20 protein-coding genes are annotated in these 18,583 nt (G+C 36.4%); 8 read left to right on the top strand and 12 right to left on the bottom strand.

The annotated features are described in order from the left end of the window. Positions 1-258 precede the first annotated feature (258 nt). From V7D18_RS08400 to V7D18_RS08390, 3 genes are all read left to right on the top strand, one after another. Positions 259-789, top strand: a complete 531-nt coding sequence (locus V7D18_RS08400) for a PadR family transcriptional regulator (protein ID WP_426153305.1) — start codon at positions 259-261, stop codon at positions 787-789. Next, positions 786-1,349 carry a flavodoxin family protein gene (locus V7D18_RS08395; RefSeq protein ID WP_426153303.1) on the top strand — a complete coding sequence of 188 codons (564 nt, stop codon included), beginning with the start codon at positions 786-788 and terminating at the stop codon, positions 1,347-1,349. Before V7D18_RS08400 ends, V7D18_RS08395 begins: the two co-directional genes overlap by 4 nt. 135 nt (positions 1,350-1,484) lie before the next feature. Then, on the top strand, positions 1,485-1,922 hold the full coding sequence (locus tag V7D18_RS08390; protein WP_426153301.1) for a DUF4345 domain-containing protein: 438 nt from the start codon (positions 1,485-1,487) through the stop codon (positions 1,920-1,922). Between the two features lie 55 nt (positions 1,923-1,977). Here the strand turns inward: V7D18_RS08390 and V7D18_RS08385 are convergent, their stop codons facing one another. Continuing rightward, positions 1,978-2,868 carry a multicopper oxidase family protein gene (locus V7D18_RS08385; RefSeq protein WP_426153299.1) on the bottom strand — a complete coding sequence of 297 codons (891 nt, stop codon included), beginning with the start codon at positions 2,866-2,868 and terminating at the stop codon, positions 1,978-1,980. Between the two features lie 177 nt (positions 2,869-3,045). On the opposite strand from V7D18_RS08385, the gene V7D18_RS08380 reads away from it, so the two are divergent. Together V7D18_RS08380 and V7D18_RS08375 are read left to right on the top strand one after the other, a co-directional pair. After that, the gene (locus tag V7D18_RS08380; protein WP_426153297.1) at positions 3,046-3,582 is read left to right on the top strand and encodes a Chromate resistance protein ChrB; all 537 of its coding nucleotides are present in this window, start codon (positions 3,046-3,048) and stop codon (positions 3,580-3,582) included. A gap of 9 nt (positions 3,583-3,591) precedes the next feature. Further along, a complete protein-coding gene (locus V7D18_RS08375) occupies positions 3,592-4,794 on the top strand; it encodes an MFS transporter (RefSeq protein WP_426153295.1) in 1,203 nt (400 codons plus the stop codon). A 175-nt stretch (positions 4,795-4,969) separates the two neighbouring features. Here V7D18_RS08375 and V7D18_RS08370 read toward each other — a convergent pair whose 3' ends face one another. From V7D18_RS08370 to V7D18_RS08320, 11 genes are all read right to left on the bottom strand, one after another. After that, a complete protein-coding gene (locus V7D18_RS08370) occupies positions 4,970-5,380 on the bottom strand; it encodes a VOC family protein (RefSeq protein ID WP_426153293.1) in 411 nt (136 codons plus the stop codon). A 389-nt stretch (positions 5,381-5,769) separates the two neighbouring features. Then, complete coding sequence (locus tag V7D18_RS08365) at positions 5,770-5,922, bottom strand: hypothetical protein (RefSeq protein WP_426153291.1); 153 nt, start codon at positions 5,920-5,922, stop codon at positions 5,770-5,772. Positions 5,923-5,938: 16 nt separating this feature from the next. Beyond that, positions 5,939-7,006, bottom strand: coding sequence for a methyltransferase domain-containing protein (locus V7D18_RS08360; RefSeq protein ID WP_426153289.1), 1,068 nt, complete (start codon positions 7,004-7,006; stop codon positions 5,939-5,941). 85 nt (positions 7,007-7,091) lie between these two features. After that, the gene (gene abc-f, locus V7D18_RS08355) at positions 7,092-9,095 is read right to left on the bottom strand and encodes a ribosomal protection-like ABC-F family protein (protein WP_426153288.1); all 2,004 of its coding nucleotides are present in this window, start codon (positions 9,093-9,095) and stop codon (positions 7,092-7,094) included. Positions 9,096-9,572: 477 nt separating this feature from the next. Next, positions 9,573-10,037: a GNAT family N-acetyltransferase gene (locus V7D18_RS08350; RefSeq protein ID WP_426153286.1), complete on the bottom strand. Its 465-nt coding sequence runs from the start codon at positions 10,035-10,037 to the stop codon at positions 9,573-9,575. Positions 10,038-10,300: 263 nt separating this feature from the next. Beyond that, positions 10,301-10,771, bottom strand: a complete 471-nt coding sequence (locus V7D18_RS08345; RefSeq protein WP_426153283.1) for a SecDF P1 head subdomain-containing protein — start codon at positions 10,769-10,771, stop codon at positions 10,301-10,303. 473 nt (positions 10,772-11,244) lie between these two features. Then, entirely contained in the window at positions 11,245-11,769 is a 525-nt protein-coding gene (locus V7D18_RS08340; RefSeq protein WP_426153281.1) for a hypothetical protein, read from the bottom strand. A 2-nt stretch (positions 11,770-11,771) separates the two neighbouring features. Next, the gene (locus V7D18_RS08335) at positions 11,772-12,248 is read right to left on the bottom strand and encodes a hypothetical protein (RefSeq protein WP_426153280.1); all 477 of its coding nucleotides are present in this window, start codon (positions 12,246-12,248) and stop codon (positions 11,772-11,774) included. A 182-nt stretch (positions 12,249-12,430) separates the two neighbouring features. After that, positions 12,431-13,159, bottom strand: a complete 729-nt coding sequence (locus V7D18_RS08330; protein WP_426153278.1) for a hypothetical protein — start codon at positions 13,157-13,159, stop codon at positions 12,431-12,433. 30 nt (positions 13,160-13,189) lie between these two features. Further along, complete coding sequence (locus V7D18_RS08325; RefSeq protein WP_426153277.1) at positions 13,190-14,455, bottom strand: RHS repeat-associated core domain-containing protein; 1,266 nt, start codon at positions 14,453-14,455, stop codon at positions 13,190-13,192. A 105-nt stretch (positions 14,456-14,560) separates the two neighbouring features. Next, a complete protein-coding gene (locus tag V7D18_RS08320; RefSeq protein ID WP_426153275.1) occupies positions 14,561-14,704 on the bottom strand; it encodes a hypothetical protein in 144 nt (47 codons plus the stop codon). 386 nt (positions 14,705-15,090) lie between these two features. Between V7D18_RS08320 and V7D18_RS08315 the strand changes: the two genes are divergently transcribed. The 3 genes from V7D18_RS08315 to V7D18_RS08305 all read left to right on the top strand — a co-directional run bounded on the left by V7D18_RS08315 (position 15,091) and on the right by V7D18_RS08305 (position 18,235). After that, complete coding sequence (locus V7D18_RS08315; RefSeq protein WP_426153273.1) at positions 15,091-15,444, top strand: helix-turn-helix domain-containing protein; 354 nt, start codon at positions 15,091-15,093, stop codon at positions 15,442-15,444. Between the two features lie 3 nt (positions 15,445-15,447). Then, on the top strand, positions 15,448-16,398 hold the full coding sequence (locus tag V7D18_RS08310) for an IS30 family transposase (protein ID WP_426153271.1): 951 nt from the start codon (positions 15,448-15,450) through the stop codon (positions 16,396-16,398). Positions 16,399-16,811: 413 nt separating this feature from the next. Beyond that, positions 16,812-18,235, top strand: a protein-coding gene (locus V7D18_RS08305; protein WP_426153269.1) for an IS3 family transposase whose coding sequence is annotated in 2 segments (ribosomal slippage) — positions 16,812-17,337 and positions 17,337-18,235 — 1,425 coding nt in all. Because the reading frame shifts where the segments join, the coding sequence is not laid out codon by codon here. The last annotated feature ends 348 nt before the right edge of the window (positions 18,236-18,583 follow it).

Here is an 18,583-nt window from a genome sequence, read left to right as displayed (position 1 = left end):
CGTTCATACTGCCTATCTCAAGTAGGTTCCCTTCCGGATCGGCAACATAAAAGTTGCTATTTTATTTATAAAATACCGGTCATGTGATACAAATATCAGGGTTCCTTCAAATGCGTTTAAAGTTTCCTCCCGCACTTCCCTGGAATCAATATCCACGTCCGTACATTTCTAAATATAAGCTATTGACAAATCCAATTTTGCTATTATAATATTAAATATATCGGTTCGATACATATATTAATGATATAAGGAGGTCATATGTTAGAATACATAATCTTAGGTTTTCTGATGAAAGAAGATATGAGCGGATATGATTTAAAACAGTGGATGGCAAACTGCACATCCTACTTCTTTGACGCTAGTTTTGGAAGCATTTACCCAGCTTTAAAAAGGCTGGAAGAAAAAGGCTTCATCAGTTGTCGTGAAGTTGTTGAGAGCAGTAAATTCAAAAAACTATACTCCATTACTGATATAGGTAAGTCATATTTTTTAAGCTGGCTGGAAAAACCCATTGTTTTTTCTAAAACGAAACAGGAGCATTTAGTTTATTTCTACTTCTATGGATATTTACCTAAAGAAAAAGCAACATTGAATATAAAAACATTTATAACAGAAGTGGAATCATGTTTTAATCAGTTAAATAAAGAAAAGTCGGAAGTTGAAAAAGCATATGATGTGAATCAGTTCACCTTTCTGTATTCTACAATGGTTTATGGTGTTAATTATTATCAATTTATAATTAACTGGTGCAATAACTTATTAATACAAATCGAAGGAGAAAAAATATGAAAATTGCAACTGTTATGGGAAGTCCCAAAAGACATGGAAAAACCGCTGCCGCACTTGAATTTTTAGAGAAAAAACTGATGTCCCAAGGGCATGAAATTGACCGAATTAATGTAACTGATTATCACATAAATGGCTGTCTGGGATGCTACGCCTGTATGCAAAACAAATATGCATCCGGATGCATACAAAAAGACGATACTGAACAGGTATTTATGCGTATTATTTCTGCAGATGCTGTGATCTATGCTTCCCCTCTATATAGCTTTGATCTCACTGCACAGTTGAAGCCTCTTGTTGACCGGTCTTTTAGTCTGACCAATACACCACTATTAGATGGAAAACGTGTGGCACTACTCATTACCTGTGCCGGACAGGAAGAAGGTAATGCAGATTTGGTACAGGAATTTTTCCGCAGAAGTTTTGATGGTGAGAATAAAGGTATGTTCCATACAAAACTTGTTGGTGAGTTCATCATTCCATTTAGCGATGCTTCAGATTTTAGTGACAGAGCCAGAAAAACAGCAGATGATTTGGCAAGAGCCATTCTAAATGACCTATAAACAAAAAATAAGACCTATTTATAATTAGGGGCACATTTCCTATATAAAAAGCAAGGAAAGTGCATTTTTTTCAGCCAACAATATCGAAACGATATATATTAATTAGATACATAAAGAAAGAAGCGTGAATTAGTATTGAACGATGGAGTGAAAAATAAGAATTTTAAAAAGAGGAATATATCAACGCGTATCATGCAGCTGATTCTTGGTTTGATTAGTATATTAGCCCTATATACAGCTTATCTGGGAATTGCCTATGGGGCAGTCAACTGGTACTATGGATTTTCTGCTGGGCAGGAATATTCAAAAGGTCTCCTTATGTTAGATAGCAATGTACGATTTTATAGTGGTCTATGGTTAGGCATTGGTATAGTCTTGTTGTGGCTGATCCCGCGGATCAACCATGAAAAAACAACTCTTCGGATTATAGCGCTATTATTTTTCCTTGGAGGAATAGGTCGTTTTATTTCCATACTATCGTGCGGTCTGCCCTCCAATAGCTATTTGGTTTTTGTGCTCTTGGAATTGGGATTTCCGCTGCTTACCTTATGGCAGAAGCAGATCTTGGAATAACATTACCAGTTCCGTTAAGGAAAGCGTATCTCGCTTTGAGCGTACATTTCCTCCACTACTGATATTCGATTACAGTTGACATCCCGCCCATTGCCATTTGCATATTGTTGGACATGTGGTGAGGAATATGACAGTGGAAGGGCCAGTATCCCGGATTATTTGCTTTGAATTCCAAGTCATATGTCTCGCCCGAAGCTACATTAACCGAATTCTTTACAAGTCTGTTATTAGCAGATATTGTATTGCCATCGATGGCTGATACAGTAAACTGGTGCCCATGGATATGCATGGGATGGGCGTCGTGTACGATGTTTACTAACCTGATCCTGACATTTTCTCCCGCTTTCACCCTAAGCGGAGTTACATACGGAAAGCAGCGTCCATTGATTGTGAAAAAGTTAAAATCATGAGACATTGGATTGAGGTCATAAGTACCCGGGGTTATTTCTCCCATCATAAGCCCAGTTACGGTGAATTCCTGAAGCATCAGAAAATAGTCGCGCTGTATGTTTGTATTCCTATTGTGACTCAAAATAATAAACGCTCCGCCAAGCCCCATCATCTGTTGAACAGGGGTATTAAAGTGCGTGTGATACATATGAGTGCCCGGAGGATTTGTTATCTTAAAATGATAATCAAAATACTCACCGGGTTCAATTTGGGGCGACGGCTCTATTTCAGGCACACCGTCCATTACATTTGGCACATCCAACCCGTGCCAATGCACACTTGTTGCCTGAGGCAGATGATTGACAACTCTAATATTCACATAGTCTCCGTAGTATACCTGAATGGTCGGGCCAGGTATACTTCCGTTGTACCCCCAGCCGTTTATATACAGGCCGGGGAGTATTTCTCTTTTCACCGGCTCGGCAATGAGTTCAAAGAATTTAATCCCGTTTTGCAGTGTATATGGAAGATCCGGAACGTCCGGCGTTTGAACCATGGTAATTCACCTCTATCATTTCATTATAAATTATTATATAAAACCAGCTGACTGAGTGATACAAATAAAAACGACCGCGTAGAAATTGAAGTAATTTATAATAATCATATTGTAACCAGTATTACAATATGATAATATTATGTCTGTAACCAGTATTACATTTTCAGAGGTGATTTTATGGAACAAAACGAGTGGATAGCGATTAATTATACCTTGCCGAGGGAGCCGTCAAGAACAAGAGTATCCATATGGAGAAAGCTGAAAAAAATCGGAGCGGTTAGTATACAACAATCCATGTGGATATTGTCTTCAAATGCCGGAAACTACAGCTTATTAAATGAAATTAAAAATGAGGTTCTCCAAAATGGCGGTGAGGCGTTTGTTATGTCGATCTTTGTTAATGAAGATGGTCAAAAAATAATTATTGAAAAATTCAATGCGGCAAGAGATGAGGAATACGGGGAACTTATAGAACAATGCGAAGAATTTTTTAAGGAAATCGACAAGGAAATAGCCCGAGAAAATTTTACGTTTGCTGAAATCGAGGAAAATGAGGAAGAACTCAGCAAACTTAAACAATGGTATGAAAAAATAGCAGCAAGGGATTCTTTTTGTACCCCGCTTCAGGGAAAAGTAAAATTAATGCTGTCTAAATGTACGGAGGTTCTGAATGACTTCTGTAACAAAGTATATGAATTTAATGAAAAAGCATAGGTGGTTAAAATGAAAAAGAAAAAAGTTTTATCCAATATTGTATTGCTCGGACTTGTCAGCATGTTTGCCGATATGAGTACCGAAATGGTTTATCCGCTGGTACCTCTCTTCCTGACAGCCACGCTTGGAGCGTCACCCGCCATCGTGGGGGTTATTGAAGGAATTGCTGAAAGTATTGCATCGCTGCTTAAGGTGTTTAGTGGTTATATCGGAGACGTGTACCACAACAAAAAGCGTCTTGCTTTTGCCGGATATTCCGCGTCTGTTTTTTATAAGATATTTCTCCTTCTGGCCACGTCATGGCCCGGCGTTTTAGTCGCAAGAGTGATCGACCGCACCGGAAAAGGTATCCGCACCGCTCCACGCGATGCTCTTGTAGCACAGTCAAGTGACAGCAAAAAACTTGGCGGGTCATTCGGACTACATAAAATGCTGGATATGGCCGGATCATCCCTCGGTGCTCTGCTTGCCTACATTTTTGTGGCAACGAACTTTGGGTTTCATCAAGCGTTCCTGTTTTCCATCATACCTGCGGTCATTGGGATTCTGATCATTTTTACCGTCAGAGAAGATAAAAGCAGTGTTACAACATGTGAAAAGCTCACACTGAGAGGGTTAAAGCTTGATAGGAAGCTGAAAATGTACCTTGCCGTAATATTTGTTTTCTGCCTTGGAAATTCATCGAATACATTTTTACTACTGAAAGCCCAGGAACGGGGATTTTCAGCATCGCAGGTCATTTTACTGTATCTGATTTTTAATGTAGCCACTTCCATTCTTGCCATTCCGTCAGGTAAATTGTCCGATAAATTCGGGAGAAGCAAAATACTTGTACCGGGATACTTGATTTACGGCCTTGTCTATCTCGGGTTCGCGTTTCTATCAGTGAAGCCTGCCATCCTGCTTCTGTTTATCGCATACGGCGCATACACCGCTTTTGTCAGCGGCGCGGAACGGGCTTTTATTGTAGAAAACTCTCCGTTTGAATTTAAGGGAACCATACTTGGGCTTTACGGGATGCTTCAGGGTATTGGCTTGCTCCTATCCTCAATTATTGCCGGGCTGTTGTGGGATCATATTAATTCCAACGCACCATTTCTATTCGGAGGTATGATCGGCATTATGTCAGCCCTTATAATTTTTGTTATATTAGGTAATAATAATCTGATAAAGATTTTCCGTTTGAAAGCGAAGGCGGTCGAAATGCAGTAGCAGGTCTTTCGTGAACCGAACCAGGCTATCAACACAACCGCAGCATAATGCACTTTCTAGCGCCTCACCATAGGATGTCAGAGTATTATAAAAGATGCCGCCTGTAACCGTTAGTTCCTTGGCGGCATCGCTGATTATCCTAATTTGTTTCGTTTTGATGGAGCGAATTTCCGATCTACGTTTCGCTCGTACTGCCTATCTCAAGTAGGTTCCCCTCCGGATCGGCAACATAAAAGTTGCGGATGCCAAAAGAATAGGTTATGGGTTCTCCAGCTGGAAATTGCACGTCCAGCTTCAATAGTCGCTCATATTCCGCATCCACATCGGCAAAACAGGGCAACCATAGGGCAATTTCAAATGTCTGATTGATTCCTTTTGGAGGGACGTAGCTCTCCCCAATTGCCTGCGCGAACGCTTCCCTGCTATACATGAACAAGGATAGTCCGCCGCTTGCCGTTTCAAACTCTGCGAAATTCCCACCATCCCATTGAGTATGAAAGCCCAATGTATCTCTGTAAAATCGAACCATGCTGTCCATGTTGCCAGCTAATAGGCATGCGCCTACTCTTACATCTTTTCCGTTCATCGTCATCCATCTCCCCGTAATTCGGCCATTTGATCAATTGAAAGCCAAACCGAATCATTATCAAATGTCACTCCAATTTTTGCAATCCCGTCTTAGGTTCTATACATTAATAGATTAGAACCTTGCATCGGATACCTCCCCCTGCTATACATCACAATATAACAGCCTTCATCTTTACCGAATATATGTTCTCATTTTATTGTACTACAACTTTTAAGTGTCTACAAGTATAAAAAATGCCCCCCGTTAAATAAAAACGCAAGGTACTTGTGCTTCAAATTTTAGTTTGCTGCATAAAAAACTACTAACTTAATATTTCATAGTTAGTAGCTTCTAATGTGTTCTTATTATTAAACTTGATATTTACACAACGACAGACTAAGATGCGTTTAAAATAATCCATGATTATATTTTATTTGCCCGTATAACATCATGAGGATACCAATTGCAAAGGGAACACCAAATACGATACCGTTTTTCGCACCGTCAATAAACAGGCTTGCCACGCCAGATAATAAACATCCAATACCTATCACTATCATCGCAATTCCCATATTCCTACAATTTTCTCACCTTAATGGCAAAAGCTGTTGGCAACATTAATGCTTTTCTGCCAAAATCATTATCTGATGCCATTGCTTTTTCTTTATCAGTTTCTTCAATTAGTTTTTCAACAATAAAACCATTTCTGGCTAAAGAGTTAATATATGTACTCAGCATACGATTAGAGAGCATAATTTCTTTGTTACTCATATCAGCACAATACCATTCTTCATTAAAATAAGAATTACTAAAAACAAGTTTGCCATCTTCAACTGACACACATTTATGAATAGGATGGGACCAACCAAAAACAAATACTCCATCTTTCTTCAAATAAGAATGAATGCGCTTAAAGGTTTTGTCCAAATTTGTTGTCCAACCAATTCCATAAACAGAATAAACTAAGTCAAAATAATTAATTGGTAATCCACATTCTTCCTCCATAGGTGAACAAATTAGTTTAGAACTGATTCCTTGTGTCTGAAGATATTTTTCAGTTCTTTCAATTTGATTTGCAGATATATCCAAGCCCCATAAATCAGTTGCCCCTAAATCTGCAACATATTTTAAGGAGTGACCATTACCACAGCCGATTTCAAGTACACTTTTATCTGACAAATCCCCAAGTAAGTTCAGCTTCTCCTCTGATGGTAAATAACCTCCCCACTTTGGTAACGCTGTTACACCCAAAAATTCACTACCTATTGTATTCCAAAACTCAATATTAGTTTTATGAGCTTCGCTCACATTCATAACAATATTAGCCACCTCACCTAAAACTTTACCACCGACAATATTCTTTTTCATTTTCTCCGCTTCTTCTATAAGTTTCATTATATTTTCCTCTGCTTTCTTTTTGTAGTCTGCATCGGTCAGCCTTTCTCCTGAAAACAGTTCGTTAAGATTAATTTTGAGAATTTCACAAATTGGCATCATAAGGGACAATTCAGGCATTCCGTTGCCACATTCCCATTTACTTACAGTTTTATTGCTAATTCCAAGGGTATCAGCAAATTCGCACTGAGTTAAATTCTGCTGTTTTCTCATTTTTGCAATAAATCTTCCGATTTTAACCTGATTCAAACCGACACCGCCTTTCTTTGAGGATATTATATTTCAATCACTTATATAATCACACCCACGAGTCGTAGAATTTATATAAGAATTATTATAGATACTGACAGTTCTCCCATTTATCATAAGCGGAATCCAGTTCTTTTTCCATAGTTTCTTTTTTTAAGAATAGTTCCATTAAATATGCGGAATTGGAATTATTATTATTTATCTCTTGTTCCAGCGCTTTTAAAGCAGCTTCCATGGCTATAATCTCATTCTCAAGAATATCTGACTTTTTCGTATTCAACTTCCGGGATTTGTTATCCGTTCTGCTGTATTGATTCACCTCTACCCCAATGGAAGGTTTCTTTTCAGACGGCTTTTGGGACTGTTCCTTAAAATTTCCCGCCTTTTGCAATTCTTCCTGATAATACGTATAATCTCCCGGATAAGTAATAAGATGGTTATTTTCAAATGACATGATTTTACCTGCAACTTTATTTATAAAATACCGGTCATGTGATACAAATAACAGGGTTCCTTCAAATGCGTTTAAAGTTTCCTCCAGCACTTCCCTGGAATCAATATCCAAGTGATTGGTTGGCTCATCCAGAATCATAAAATTCACTTTTTCAAAGGTTAAAGAACATAACCTTAACCGGCTCTTCTCACCACCGGATAAGAATCTTATTTTCTTATGGACATCGTCTTTAAAGAATAATACTCTTGCCAGCTGGTTTCTGGCAGCTTCATAAGTAATATTGTGAAGAGCGGAAAAGTACTCAAGTATGGTCTGGACTTCATCTTCAAAAACAACCTGCTGGGGCAGATAACCGATTTTAACCTGAGCACCAATTTTTACCGTACCGTAATCTGGTTTTAATTCTCCTAATATCAGCTTTAGCAGGGTAGATTTACCGCAGCCGTTATTCCCGATAATGCAGGCACTATCCTGATAATATACTTTCATATCAATATTTTTTAGTAATACTGTATCACCAAAACTTTTACTTAAGTGTTCGGTTTCCAATACCATTTTACCGGAACGGTTTGCGATATCCTGATTAAGGCGCACCTTCCTGCCTTCAAGGACCGGTTTATCCAATACTTCAATCTTTTCCAGACGTTTTTCCAATTCCTTTGCCCGTTTAAACATCGTTTCACTGTCTCTCATATTTCCCCAGATACGGTAACGCTCAATCTGTTTTTCCATCTGCTCGATCTTTTTCTGCTGGTTGATATAATTCCTGTAGTCAATTAAAAACCGTCTCTCTTTTTCCAATACATAATAACTATAATTCCCCAGATAAATATTAGCCCGGCTAAACTCTAACTCCACGATTTTCATAGCAACATGATCCAGAAAATATCTGTCATGGGATATAATCAGAACAGAACCTTTATAATCCTTTAAAAAGCCCTCCAGCCATTCTGTGGTTTCTAAGTCCAGATGGTTGGTAGGTTCGTCAAGAAGCAGAATATCTGGCTCCTCAAGAAGTATCTTCGCCAAAATCACTCTGGTTTTTTCTCCGCCGCTTAAACTGTGAAATGGCAGTTGCTTTAAAATATCATTAATTTTAAGTCCCTCTGTAATCTTGTTAATCTTCGTTTCCAGCTCATATCCTCCGGCTATCTCATACTCCTGCGTGAGCCGTCCGTAACTTAACAGTGCTTTTTCAAGCTCCTCACCCGAAGAAGTCTGAAACATCCCTTCAAGCTCTGATAACCGTCTCTTCAAATCAAAGACTTTTTGAAAAGCCATGCGGATTACATCAATCGCCTTGGTATCCTCACTGTAAACAGGTATCTGATTTAAATACCCTACCTTAATCCCTTTACGAAGATTTACCTCTCCAGCCTGATAATCTTCCAAAGCCTCCTCCCCATACGAAGTTTCCCCAACCTTCACCTGCTCTGTATCCTCAATCGTTCCTTGTAAATTTAAGTTGCTTTCCTTAAACTTACCCATAATAATCTTCATAATTGTAGTTTTCCCACACCCATTCTTACCAATCAGTCCAATTCTCTCCCCCGTTTTTACCTCAAAGCTTATTGTTTCAAATATCTTGTTTGCTCCATAAAATTTCGTTAAATTATTAATACTTAATTCTATCATGACTCTACCTGACCTTTCATATAATTAAAACCTGACTCTACTTTTTCTTAAAAATGAACGCAAAAAACCCAAAGCCAATAAGCTTTGGGTCGCAATTCATATAATTATCATCGTAATAACAAATGATATTAATCTGAACACTCCAAAAACCTTATATGGTTAACTTTGAATCTATTAAATTTGGACGCACTTCTAGCCTTAACTTGAAATATTGCGATCATAATAGATTCCAGTTTTACCCATTTAAGTATGGAGTTCATATTTGTTATTACCTTTCCCAGTAAAAATACTATATTTCTTTTATAATAAGCGAAAACATATATCACGTCAAGTTTTTTCTATTCTTTACTAAAACAAATGCCAAACTCAAAGGGTGTGCCAGCGACAATGCCGTAAACAGGGCGGCCAGTATTCCCGTCCATAGAACCCACGCCGATAATTGTTCAAGTCCTGTCTGTATGTTGACAAAAAAACGTATTATAGAACAATATTATGAATGTTTTTTACTGAGGAACCAGAATTAGCCGCATTATATACCATTAGATACTCGTTCTCACCAGTTTCTTTTTCTGTTAAATAATTTTCAATACAAAAACCTTCTTTTTTATAAAAAGCCACCGCTCCGTTATTCTTTTCATAGACATGTAAGGATAATCTCTTTTTTCGCTTCATTGCATCTACCAACTGATGACCAATCCCCTGTCCTTGATGGCCTTCTGCCACAAAAATTCCAGCTATATAATCTGCATCCATTCCGATAAATCCCAGTATTTCATTTCCAACCTCATACACGTATACTTCCGCATTGGGTAATATGGCTCTTACAGATTTATAATTATTTTTCCAATAGGATTCTTCTATAAATGAATGGGCGTTTACATTTCCCTCCAACCAGATCTCAATGATTCTATCTACATCTTTAAACTCAAATAATCGTATCATTACATTACCTCCCACATCGCTTCTTACATTATAACTGAGCATATCGTGGAGTGCAATATACAAAAGAACATTTGTTCTGGTTTTATGTATATTAGTTTTTCTGCAACCATAATCAATAATAATTCTTAGCTACTATGCAGGTCTTTAAATAACACCGTTTTACAGAAAAAAGATTTGCCAAGGAATATAAAAATATAAAATAAAACAATATCAATTATAGCTGCTATAAATCTTTTCATAGCATATTCCTCCAACTTATAAATTTATTGACGAAGCGAAAATTCATAGGGTAAATATTCAGATAAAAATAAGTATTTAATAATTAATGCATTCTCTTCGTCTTTAATATTATCCATCTCAAATATGCCATTTTCAATTTTTTCCGAAATTAGTGGATAGGAATACATCTCTTGATCAATAATAATACCTATATGTTTTCCTATATTCTGTTCTGTAAAATTTCCAAACTCCTCAGCAGCTTTTTTACATAATTGAACCTCTAATCCCCAACGTTTCTGCTTCTTTTTTATACAAATACTTGATGTATATAAAGTAAAATGGCATGGAAACGTGCTCACCACCGTAGTTGTCTTCCACAAACTTATTATAGTACTCGTAGAACTGCTTTGGGTATGTATCCGATCATAGTAATACTGGAAATCTGGAAGAAAAACATCCTTCCGCTGAAGATTAGTCTGCGGATAAAACAAGGATTCAACCTCTTTCGGTGGCACTATCCGGAGTTCCTCAATTGAAAATCCTCCGGATTCATATCGACTCATAATCAGTGATACTGTGCCTTAGCCAATTTTGTACCGATCCATAACGGATCTGGTAGGGCACTTATTCAGACACATCTGAATTGTACCAATGATTGTGTTGTAGTCTTGCATATATGCCTCCTTTCGTAATCAATTAATGACTACGAAAGGGCTATAACATGATAGATATTTTATTGTTCATCTGAAGCGGAAACGCGTTCACATGCTCAGTTGAGCCGGAATTTGCACCTTCTGGCTAGAACAGCTGAAAACTTAATGGCAGATTTCCATTTATCACTAGATCCTCTTTTTCATAAATATAATTTCCTGTGTTCATGAGGAGTTCTCTTTCACGGCGCATCACGCCCCCTGGCACAGTCCATGAAAAAAGCAGACCATTGTCTTGGCGGAATAATCTGCTTTTAAGCCTAACTTAGACACAAGATTCATTTTTGCTCTATTTTGACATAATTTTTTATTAATACTTCTTTTAAATATTTGTACCCTTCATAGCATTCATCTAGATTAGTAATTTTTTTCCCACTCACAAAAATCTCCATACTCTCTCCCATTTCTACATTGGTAATTATAATATTTCGTAATATTACTTTTTCTATAGATGAAAATGGATTTTTTCGTTTGTATCTAAAATTATGTACCACAATTATACTATCAAAATTTACTAAAATCTTCCAATGATATGTAATATAAATAATAAACAATCCTAATAAGTTTATTGGCATCCCTATAATCTTAATATGCAATAAAGCATGACCAACAAAGAAAAATATTGTCATTGGCACGCCTACTGCCAAAGTAAAGATTCCTAAGTACCTATAAGGTAGTGGTATTCTGACAACCTTACTTTCACTTTCTACCTTTTCTTTTTGTTTTTTTAAACAATTAATCCATATATTTATTACCGTAACCGTAAATGCCAGCCCTAAAAAAGTACCTATAAAATGTTGCATCTCTATTTGAACTCCTCTTTCTGAATTCTACTACCAAATCTTGTATTCGGTAGATACACAACTGTCATTATTTCCCCTTTATCTATAAACCTATCTAGGACCTTAACTCTAATCTCTTTGTTTGTCTCATTTTCAGTTATCGTCAAATATCTTTTTCTAACTGTATTATTTCGGCTATGATCTTGAGATTTTGTTATTCCAGTAACAATATTAAAATCTTTATTTCTAGCATAAGAAATATCTTTAAAATACGGTATACAAATTCCAAAATACCATACCACAACTAAAAGCATACATAATCTAAATACCACTTCAAAATAATACTGATTTTTACCTGTTTCCACCCACTCCTTGAGTATACCCTCTTTTAATGCATCAGAAGCCTTTTTCTTACGGGCAACAAGATATACAAAAAATAAAAGTATAACACAATGGACTACAACCATATAATAAAAATATAAGATATCGGATCTTTTCATCTAAATAACCTTCACGCCAACATTAAATTAATTTGTTTTTTTCTAAGTATCAGCAGTATCATCTCTGTCTGAGCATAATAAGCGGCGTTTACCTCATCTACAAAGTAATAAGTATAAAAAGAGGTGTTTCTTCTTCTCATTTATAACATTTTTTATGTAAGTACAGAAAAAACAGATTTTCACTATTGCTCCACTTCTATATCAAATTCTGAACTTGGTTTATCGCTAACTAAATTTTCATAATACCAAAAATAATTTTTCTCTCCATAGAGGGGAAACTCAATAATTTCAGTTGGACTCTGACCTTCTATTTTAAGTTTTTTTACATCCACTGTATCAATCCCTCCAAATATGAATCTATTTCCTTCGACAATACCAAAATTACTCAAATTACCAAAATCAAACACTTGTATTTTTTGACAAAATATGCTAAATGTTTTTTCAGGTGTTACTTTATGGCTTCCAGAATCACTATATCCCTGACGTATTATATCAATTAATGCAAATTGTTTTTTTCCATTTACAGCCTTTATACTAAACTTGGCTGCAACAAATGCCCCTTCCTTTGAATTCTTATCTGAAAGGTAGAACATTGTGGAGTATCTATCATTTTCAAAAACTTTTATGATATAACTTACTTGGTCTATGTATGTATCTTCGCCAAAATAGACTTGGGGATTTACCACAGTAAGTGCCTCTTCCATTGTATCTGCAAAAACAGGATCCTGCTCCTCAAAGTTTGGCATCTCCCCGCTCCCTTCAAACTTCACTATTACATTTCCAGAATCACTTTCGTTACTTCTATTATTCTTTGAGTTAAATGCAGAAATTATAATTAAAACAACCAGCATCATAAATAATCCCAGTATTACAAGCATAAAAAGTCCTATGCATTTTATTATTCTTTTCATTGATATCTCCTTCTGACTAATTATTCAATACTATGCTCCACATAGCAGACCCAAGGACCCACCACCTGTTTCTGGAATTAAAACTATCGCTACAGTAACTAATGCTACCACAGAAACACACTCTAATACTGTTTTCCATGGTACTATTGTTTCATCCTTCGAAATTGACCATGTAACATTTTCAAATGAATCAATAGTTACCCCATTTGGGAGATCTAAAGGTAACGTATCCATTCCTCCACTCCAGCTTTCATTAATATAAATCCCGTTTTTGTTATACCCTATTCCAGTTGAGTAATTAAGCTTTTTGTCAACATCTTTTACCTTTATATAACTCTTTGTCTTCCACGAATTAATATTCATATCTTTTCCAGACATTTTAAAACCTATTGAAGTATCGGCACCTGGTATATCCACAGATAAATTAATCGACCAACCTTTAAATTTAGATTTTAAATCTTGTGAAATTACTATAATATTTCCTCCGATGTGTGAATCTACACTTAAATCCCCCCTACTAAATATTTCAATATCTTCTCCATATATTTCATTACTCCAGAATTCGTTAACAGCGGCACTTACCTTACTAGTTCCATCTTTTACCACTTGCACCCCGTCATTAACTACTTTCCCAACTACATCTACACCATGATGTACAGATTTCCCCACCTGATCTATCTTGTCGGTAATATCATCCTTCCAAGCCTCAAATGTCCTCCCATATTCATCGACTAAATAGTCGGCAATCAATTGATTCGCTTCTTTCTGAGTAAATTGCCCGTTTACATCTATCCATTTGCTGGGATTTCCATAGCAATACGCATAATGATTCAAAGTCTGTGGAAGTCCAATAATATCATTTACAGCATCCTCGCTGATAAATGCCCCTAAAGATGAAGAATATTCTCTTGCCTGAGCATAATAGGTCCTGCTGGATTCATCCCATTGATAGCCGGTAAATCCAAATATCTGCTCCGTCCTCCCGCCTTGATCCGCTGCTTCTCCAAACTCATCATATTCCCATAATCCAGCCTGCCGTCCATTGCTGTAACAGGCACGGATACTACTTCCCATCTCGTCATTTAAGAATTGCTTTTTACAGTATTTTTCAATAGAACTTACAACATTTTTATCCCATACATAATCCTCTGTTTCTCCGTTTTCAATCTTCTCCAGCAGATTTTTTCCTCTTTTAGTAAAATCAAGAACATATTCCTGTTCACTCTCACCGCCGGGGTATTTTTTATCCCAGACCGTTTTTCCAATTCTATGGCCTAAAGCATTATATTGATACATACTAAGCAGACCCATGCTTCAGTTATACTCTCGTAGGACTTCTGGAGAAAGTGAATTATCCGGATGGACGGGAAGCACTGATGGAATATGATAGTTTAAGGAGATTTAGAGGAATAAAGGACTGGCAGGGATTCCTGTGATCCTGGCAGCGGTATGACAGTTTTTCTCTATCTTCATATCAAATTCCTGAATTTCACTGATGTTCAGATCGCTGATGATTATTAGATTCCCTGATGTTACTGCATTCATAAAATAGCACCTCTCGCATCTGTTTGGACTTTTTTATTAATCAATATGTAATACAATTCTAATGTTACATTATATACCATAAATCGTCAAATTTGTGTTTTATGTAACAATTAACCGGCTACATGTAATTTTGGGTAATATTATGTCAACTTTACCGCAGTTTTGGGTCAATAGCATTCCGAGTTTCCCGTTTTGTAAGCGAGTTTCACATTTTGAAATCGACCTTCAATTTTTCGTTAAATGTATTTTTAAGTCGTTAAATGTATTTTTAAGTACAACTTTTTCTGTTTTTTAGGATGTTAGTCGTTCAAATTTTGGGAAGTTACTCTTTCATAAATGTTATAAATACTTATATGATGTCTGCCTGCCACAGGAGGTATTTTATTATGGATGATAAAAATAACCAATACAAACATCTTACCCTTCAGGATCGATACGATATTGAAGAAGGCTTAAACCGCAACTATTCTTTTTCACGCATTGCAGATATGCTTAGAAGGGACAGAACCACTATTTCTAAAGAAGTTTTCAAACGTAGAGTCGGAAACTCTCTACGTAATTCTCCTTCTAATGACTGCCTGCACAAAGTTCAATGTCCCAAACAACATTTATGCGCTGATTGTCCTCTTGACAAGCGATGTTCTATCTGTCGCAAAACCGATTGTCGTTCTCTATGCCCTGACTATTTCTCTGATTCTTGTCGTTATACAACAAAGTCTCCTTTCGTTTGTAATGGTTGAAGTATGGTTTATGAATGTTCCAAGCCTCACTTTTATTACAGAGCTAATTCTGCACATACAGCTTATCTTGACTCTTTAAAAAACTCCAGAGAAGGCATCGGACTTTCCAGACAGGAATTGTATGAACTTGACTGTCTGATCACTCCACTGATCAAACAAGGACAATCCATCGCTCACATCTATTGCGTACACAAAGATGAAATTCCCTGCTCCATGAAAACACTTTATAACTACATTAATCAAAACATACTTACGATTAGAAATATTGATCTGCCCAAAAAAGTAAAATACAAAGTTAGAAAAAAGAAAAGGGCAGATAATGAGACAAATTTTACTTATCGTGAAAATCGTACCTACAAAGATTTACAAGATTATATTTCTGAACATCCTTATGAAAACGTCGTTGAACTTGATACAGTTCATGGTTCTAACAAAAAGGGCAAGGTATTACTAACCATGCTTTTTCGCAACTGTAACTTCATGCTGATATTTTTATTGGAGGAATGCACACAGTTATGCGTTCAGGAAGTTTTTGATAGGCTAGAAGAAGGATTAGGACTTGAACTCTTTCGTCGCCTATTCGGAATCATCATCACAGATAATGGCTCCGAGTTCAAAAATCCTGTGGCATTGGAGACTAGTCTGGATGGTTCGTTACGGACAAAGATTTTTTTCTGCGATCCTCTTGCTTCCTGGCAGAAAGGAAAACTGGAGAAAAATCATGAATATATCCGCAAAATTATACCTAAGGGTATTTCTCTGACCGATTATACGCCACAGGACATCATTTTAATGACTAACCATATAAACAGTACAGCAAGAGCCAGTTTTAATGGTCGTACCCCATTTGAACTGGCTCAGTTGCTTCTTGATTCAAAGCTGCTTGAATTATTACAGCTACATGTAATTGAATCCGATAAGATTATTTTAACACCGAAACTTTTGAGACATTAATTACTATTTCACTTTCATCTTGCAGACAGATATCATTCCATGAAAAACAAACTTCGGCATGTGGATTTTACTTTTGCAAGTATTTTTCAGATGTCTGGATATCTTGCGCAAAAATATCACTTTATTATAGTTTCTTCCGTTATTATAATCACTTTTCCTTAAATTTGAAACACTTATTTCTTCAAGAAAAGTAGTTATTTCTTCAAATCTTTCAACTCTTATTAAGAGGGACTCTCGGTTTTTATTCAAGCAATTCCACAATTGTTATGACTTTCCCCTTTTTCACTTGCTTTCTATGGTATAATCTGATTCTGCTTACTCTTTTCAATAGAAAAAAGGCACATTTTCTAAACTGATGAACCGACCCCCAAAAGTTAGACCCAAAATCTAACGATTGGGAGGTCGGTTTTTTCATGGCAAAATATAGCTTTGATTTCAAGAAAAAAATAGTTGAAGATTACCTGGCTGGCAAAGGAGGAACTAGATATCTAGCGGATAAATATAATGTCCCTGCGCTAAGCAATGTCCAAAAATGGATTAATAATTATCAAGCTTTTGGTGATGAAGGATTAATGCGTTCTAGAAAACAAATAAAATATTCTTTCGAATACAAACTTCATGTGGTAGAGTTATATTTAACAAATGAGGTTTCGTATCAGGAATTAGCTCTTCAACAAAAAATCAATAATCCTACACAGATAGTCAAATGGGTAAATGATTTTAGAATCGCTGGATCTGATGCTTTGAGACCTAAGAAGAAAGGTCGTAGGAAGTCTTTGAAATCAGATAATAAGGATAATCAAGTACATTCATTTTCAGATAATACTCCTGTAGATACAAGTGCTGAGCGCGTGAAGCAACTTGAAGATGAACTTTTAAAACTTAAGATTGAAAATGCCTATTTAAAAGAACTGAGGAGGCTGCGTTTAGAAGAGGAAACTCTTCTGAAAAAACAGCGAGGATCATCCACAGCCTCCGAGGAGAATTCAAATTAAAAGATATCCTCGCAGTTGTTGGCTTTCCAAAGGCAACCTACATGTACTGGCAAAAAAGATTTGAACGAGAAAATCCTGACAAAGGACTGGAAGAGAAAATTCTAGAGATTCGTCTTATACACAAAGACTTTGGTTACAGACGTATGATGGGCGAACTAAGAAAACAGGGATATTTCGTAAATAAGAAACGGATTCAACGAATAATGCAGAAAATATCCATACAAGTTACTTCTTTTACCCGAAAAAGTCGCAAATATAGTTCTTACAAAGGGAAAGTTGGTAAAACAGCTCCAAATAGATTGCGTAGACGTTTTGATACAAAGATACCACATCAAAAGATTACTACTGACACTACGGAGTTTAAGTATTATGATGTTAATGCTCAAGGAAAAATGATTATCAAAAAGTTATACCTAGATCCATTTATGGATTTGTATAACAGAGAAATTCTTAGCTACGGTATATCTCCAATACCGTCTGCCACAAACATAATGGATGCCCTGAACAGTGCAATAGAAATTACATCTGATTGCCCATACCGTAGAACCTTTCATTCAGATCAAGGTTGGGGCTATCAGATGAAGGCATATGTACACACCTTACAGGAAAATCGAATCCTTCAGAGTATGTCTCGAAAAGGGAATTGTCATGATAATTCAGTTATGGAAAACTTCTTTGGAATAATGAAACAAGAAATGTATTATGGAGTAGTTTATTATAGTTATGATGAACTGAAAGAATCGATAGAGAAATACATAAAGTATTACAATGAGCAAAGAATAAAAGAGAAACTAGGCTGGATGAGCCCTGTAGAATACAGACTCAGCCTTTTGGCAGCATAAACAAAAAGGCGAAGTGGAAAAATCCACCTCGCCATAAAGTCTAACTTTAAGGGGTCACCTCACTGAAAATGTACCTTTTTTGTCCTTGATTTATCAAGTGTCCCGTCCCTATAAGTTATAATTTAAGCCACAAGCTTTCATGCCTGCGGCTTATTGTTTAAGTGGAGATAGTGGGATTCGAACCCATGACCTCTTGAATGCCATTCAAGCGCTCTCCCGATATGTCGGGTGTGCACCCCCAAAAACCACTTTTTTATATGTAAGATATATTTACTCAGCTGTAAAGAGCTTATTGCGAATGTGTGTTACTTTACGATGCTACTGTAGTAGCTTTTTCCTCGGTTATAC

It is taken from the genome of Lacrimispora sp. 38-1 (genome assembly GCF_049890855.1).
Taxonomy (GTDB): Bacteria; Bacillota; Clostridia; order Lachnospirales; family Lachnospiraceae; genus Lacrimispora.
The sequence above is the reverse complement of the archived record's forward strand: the minus strand, read 5'-3'. Positions and strand labels throughout refer to the sequence as shown.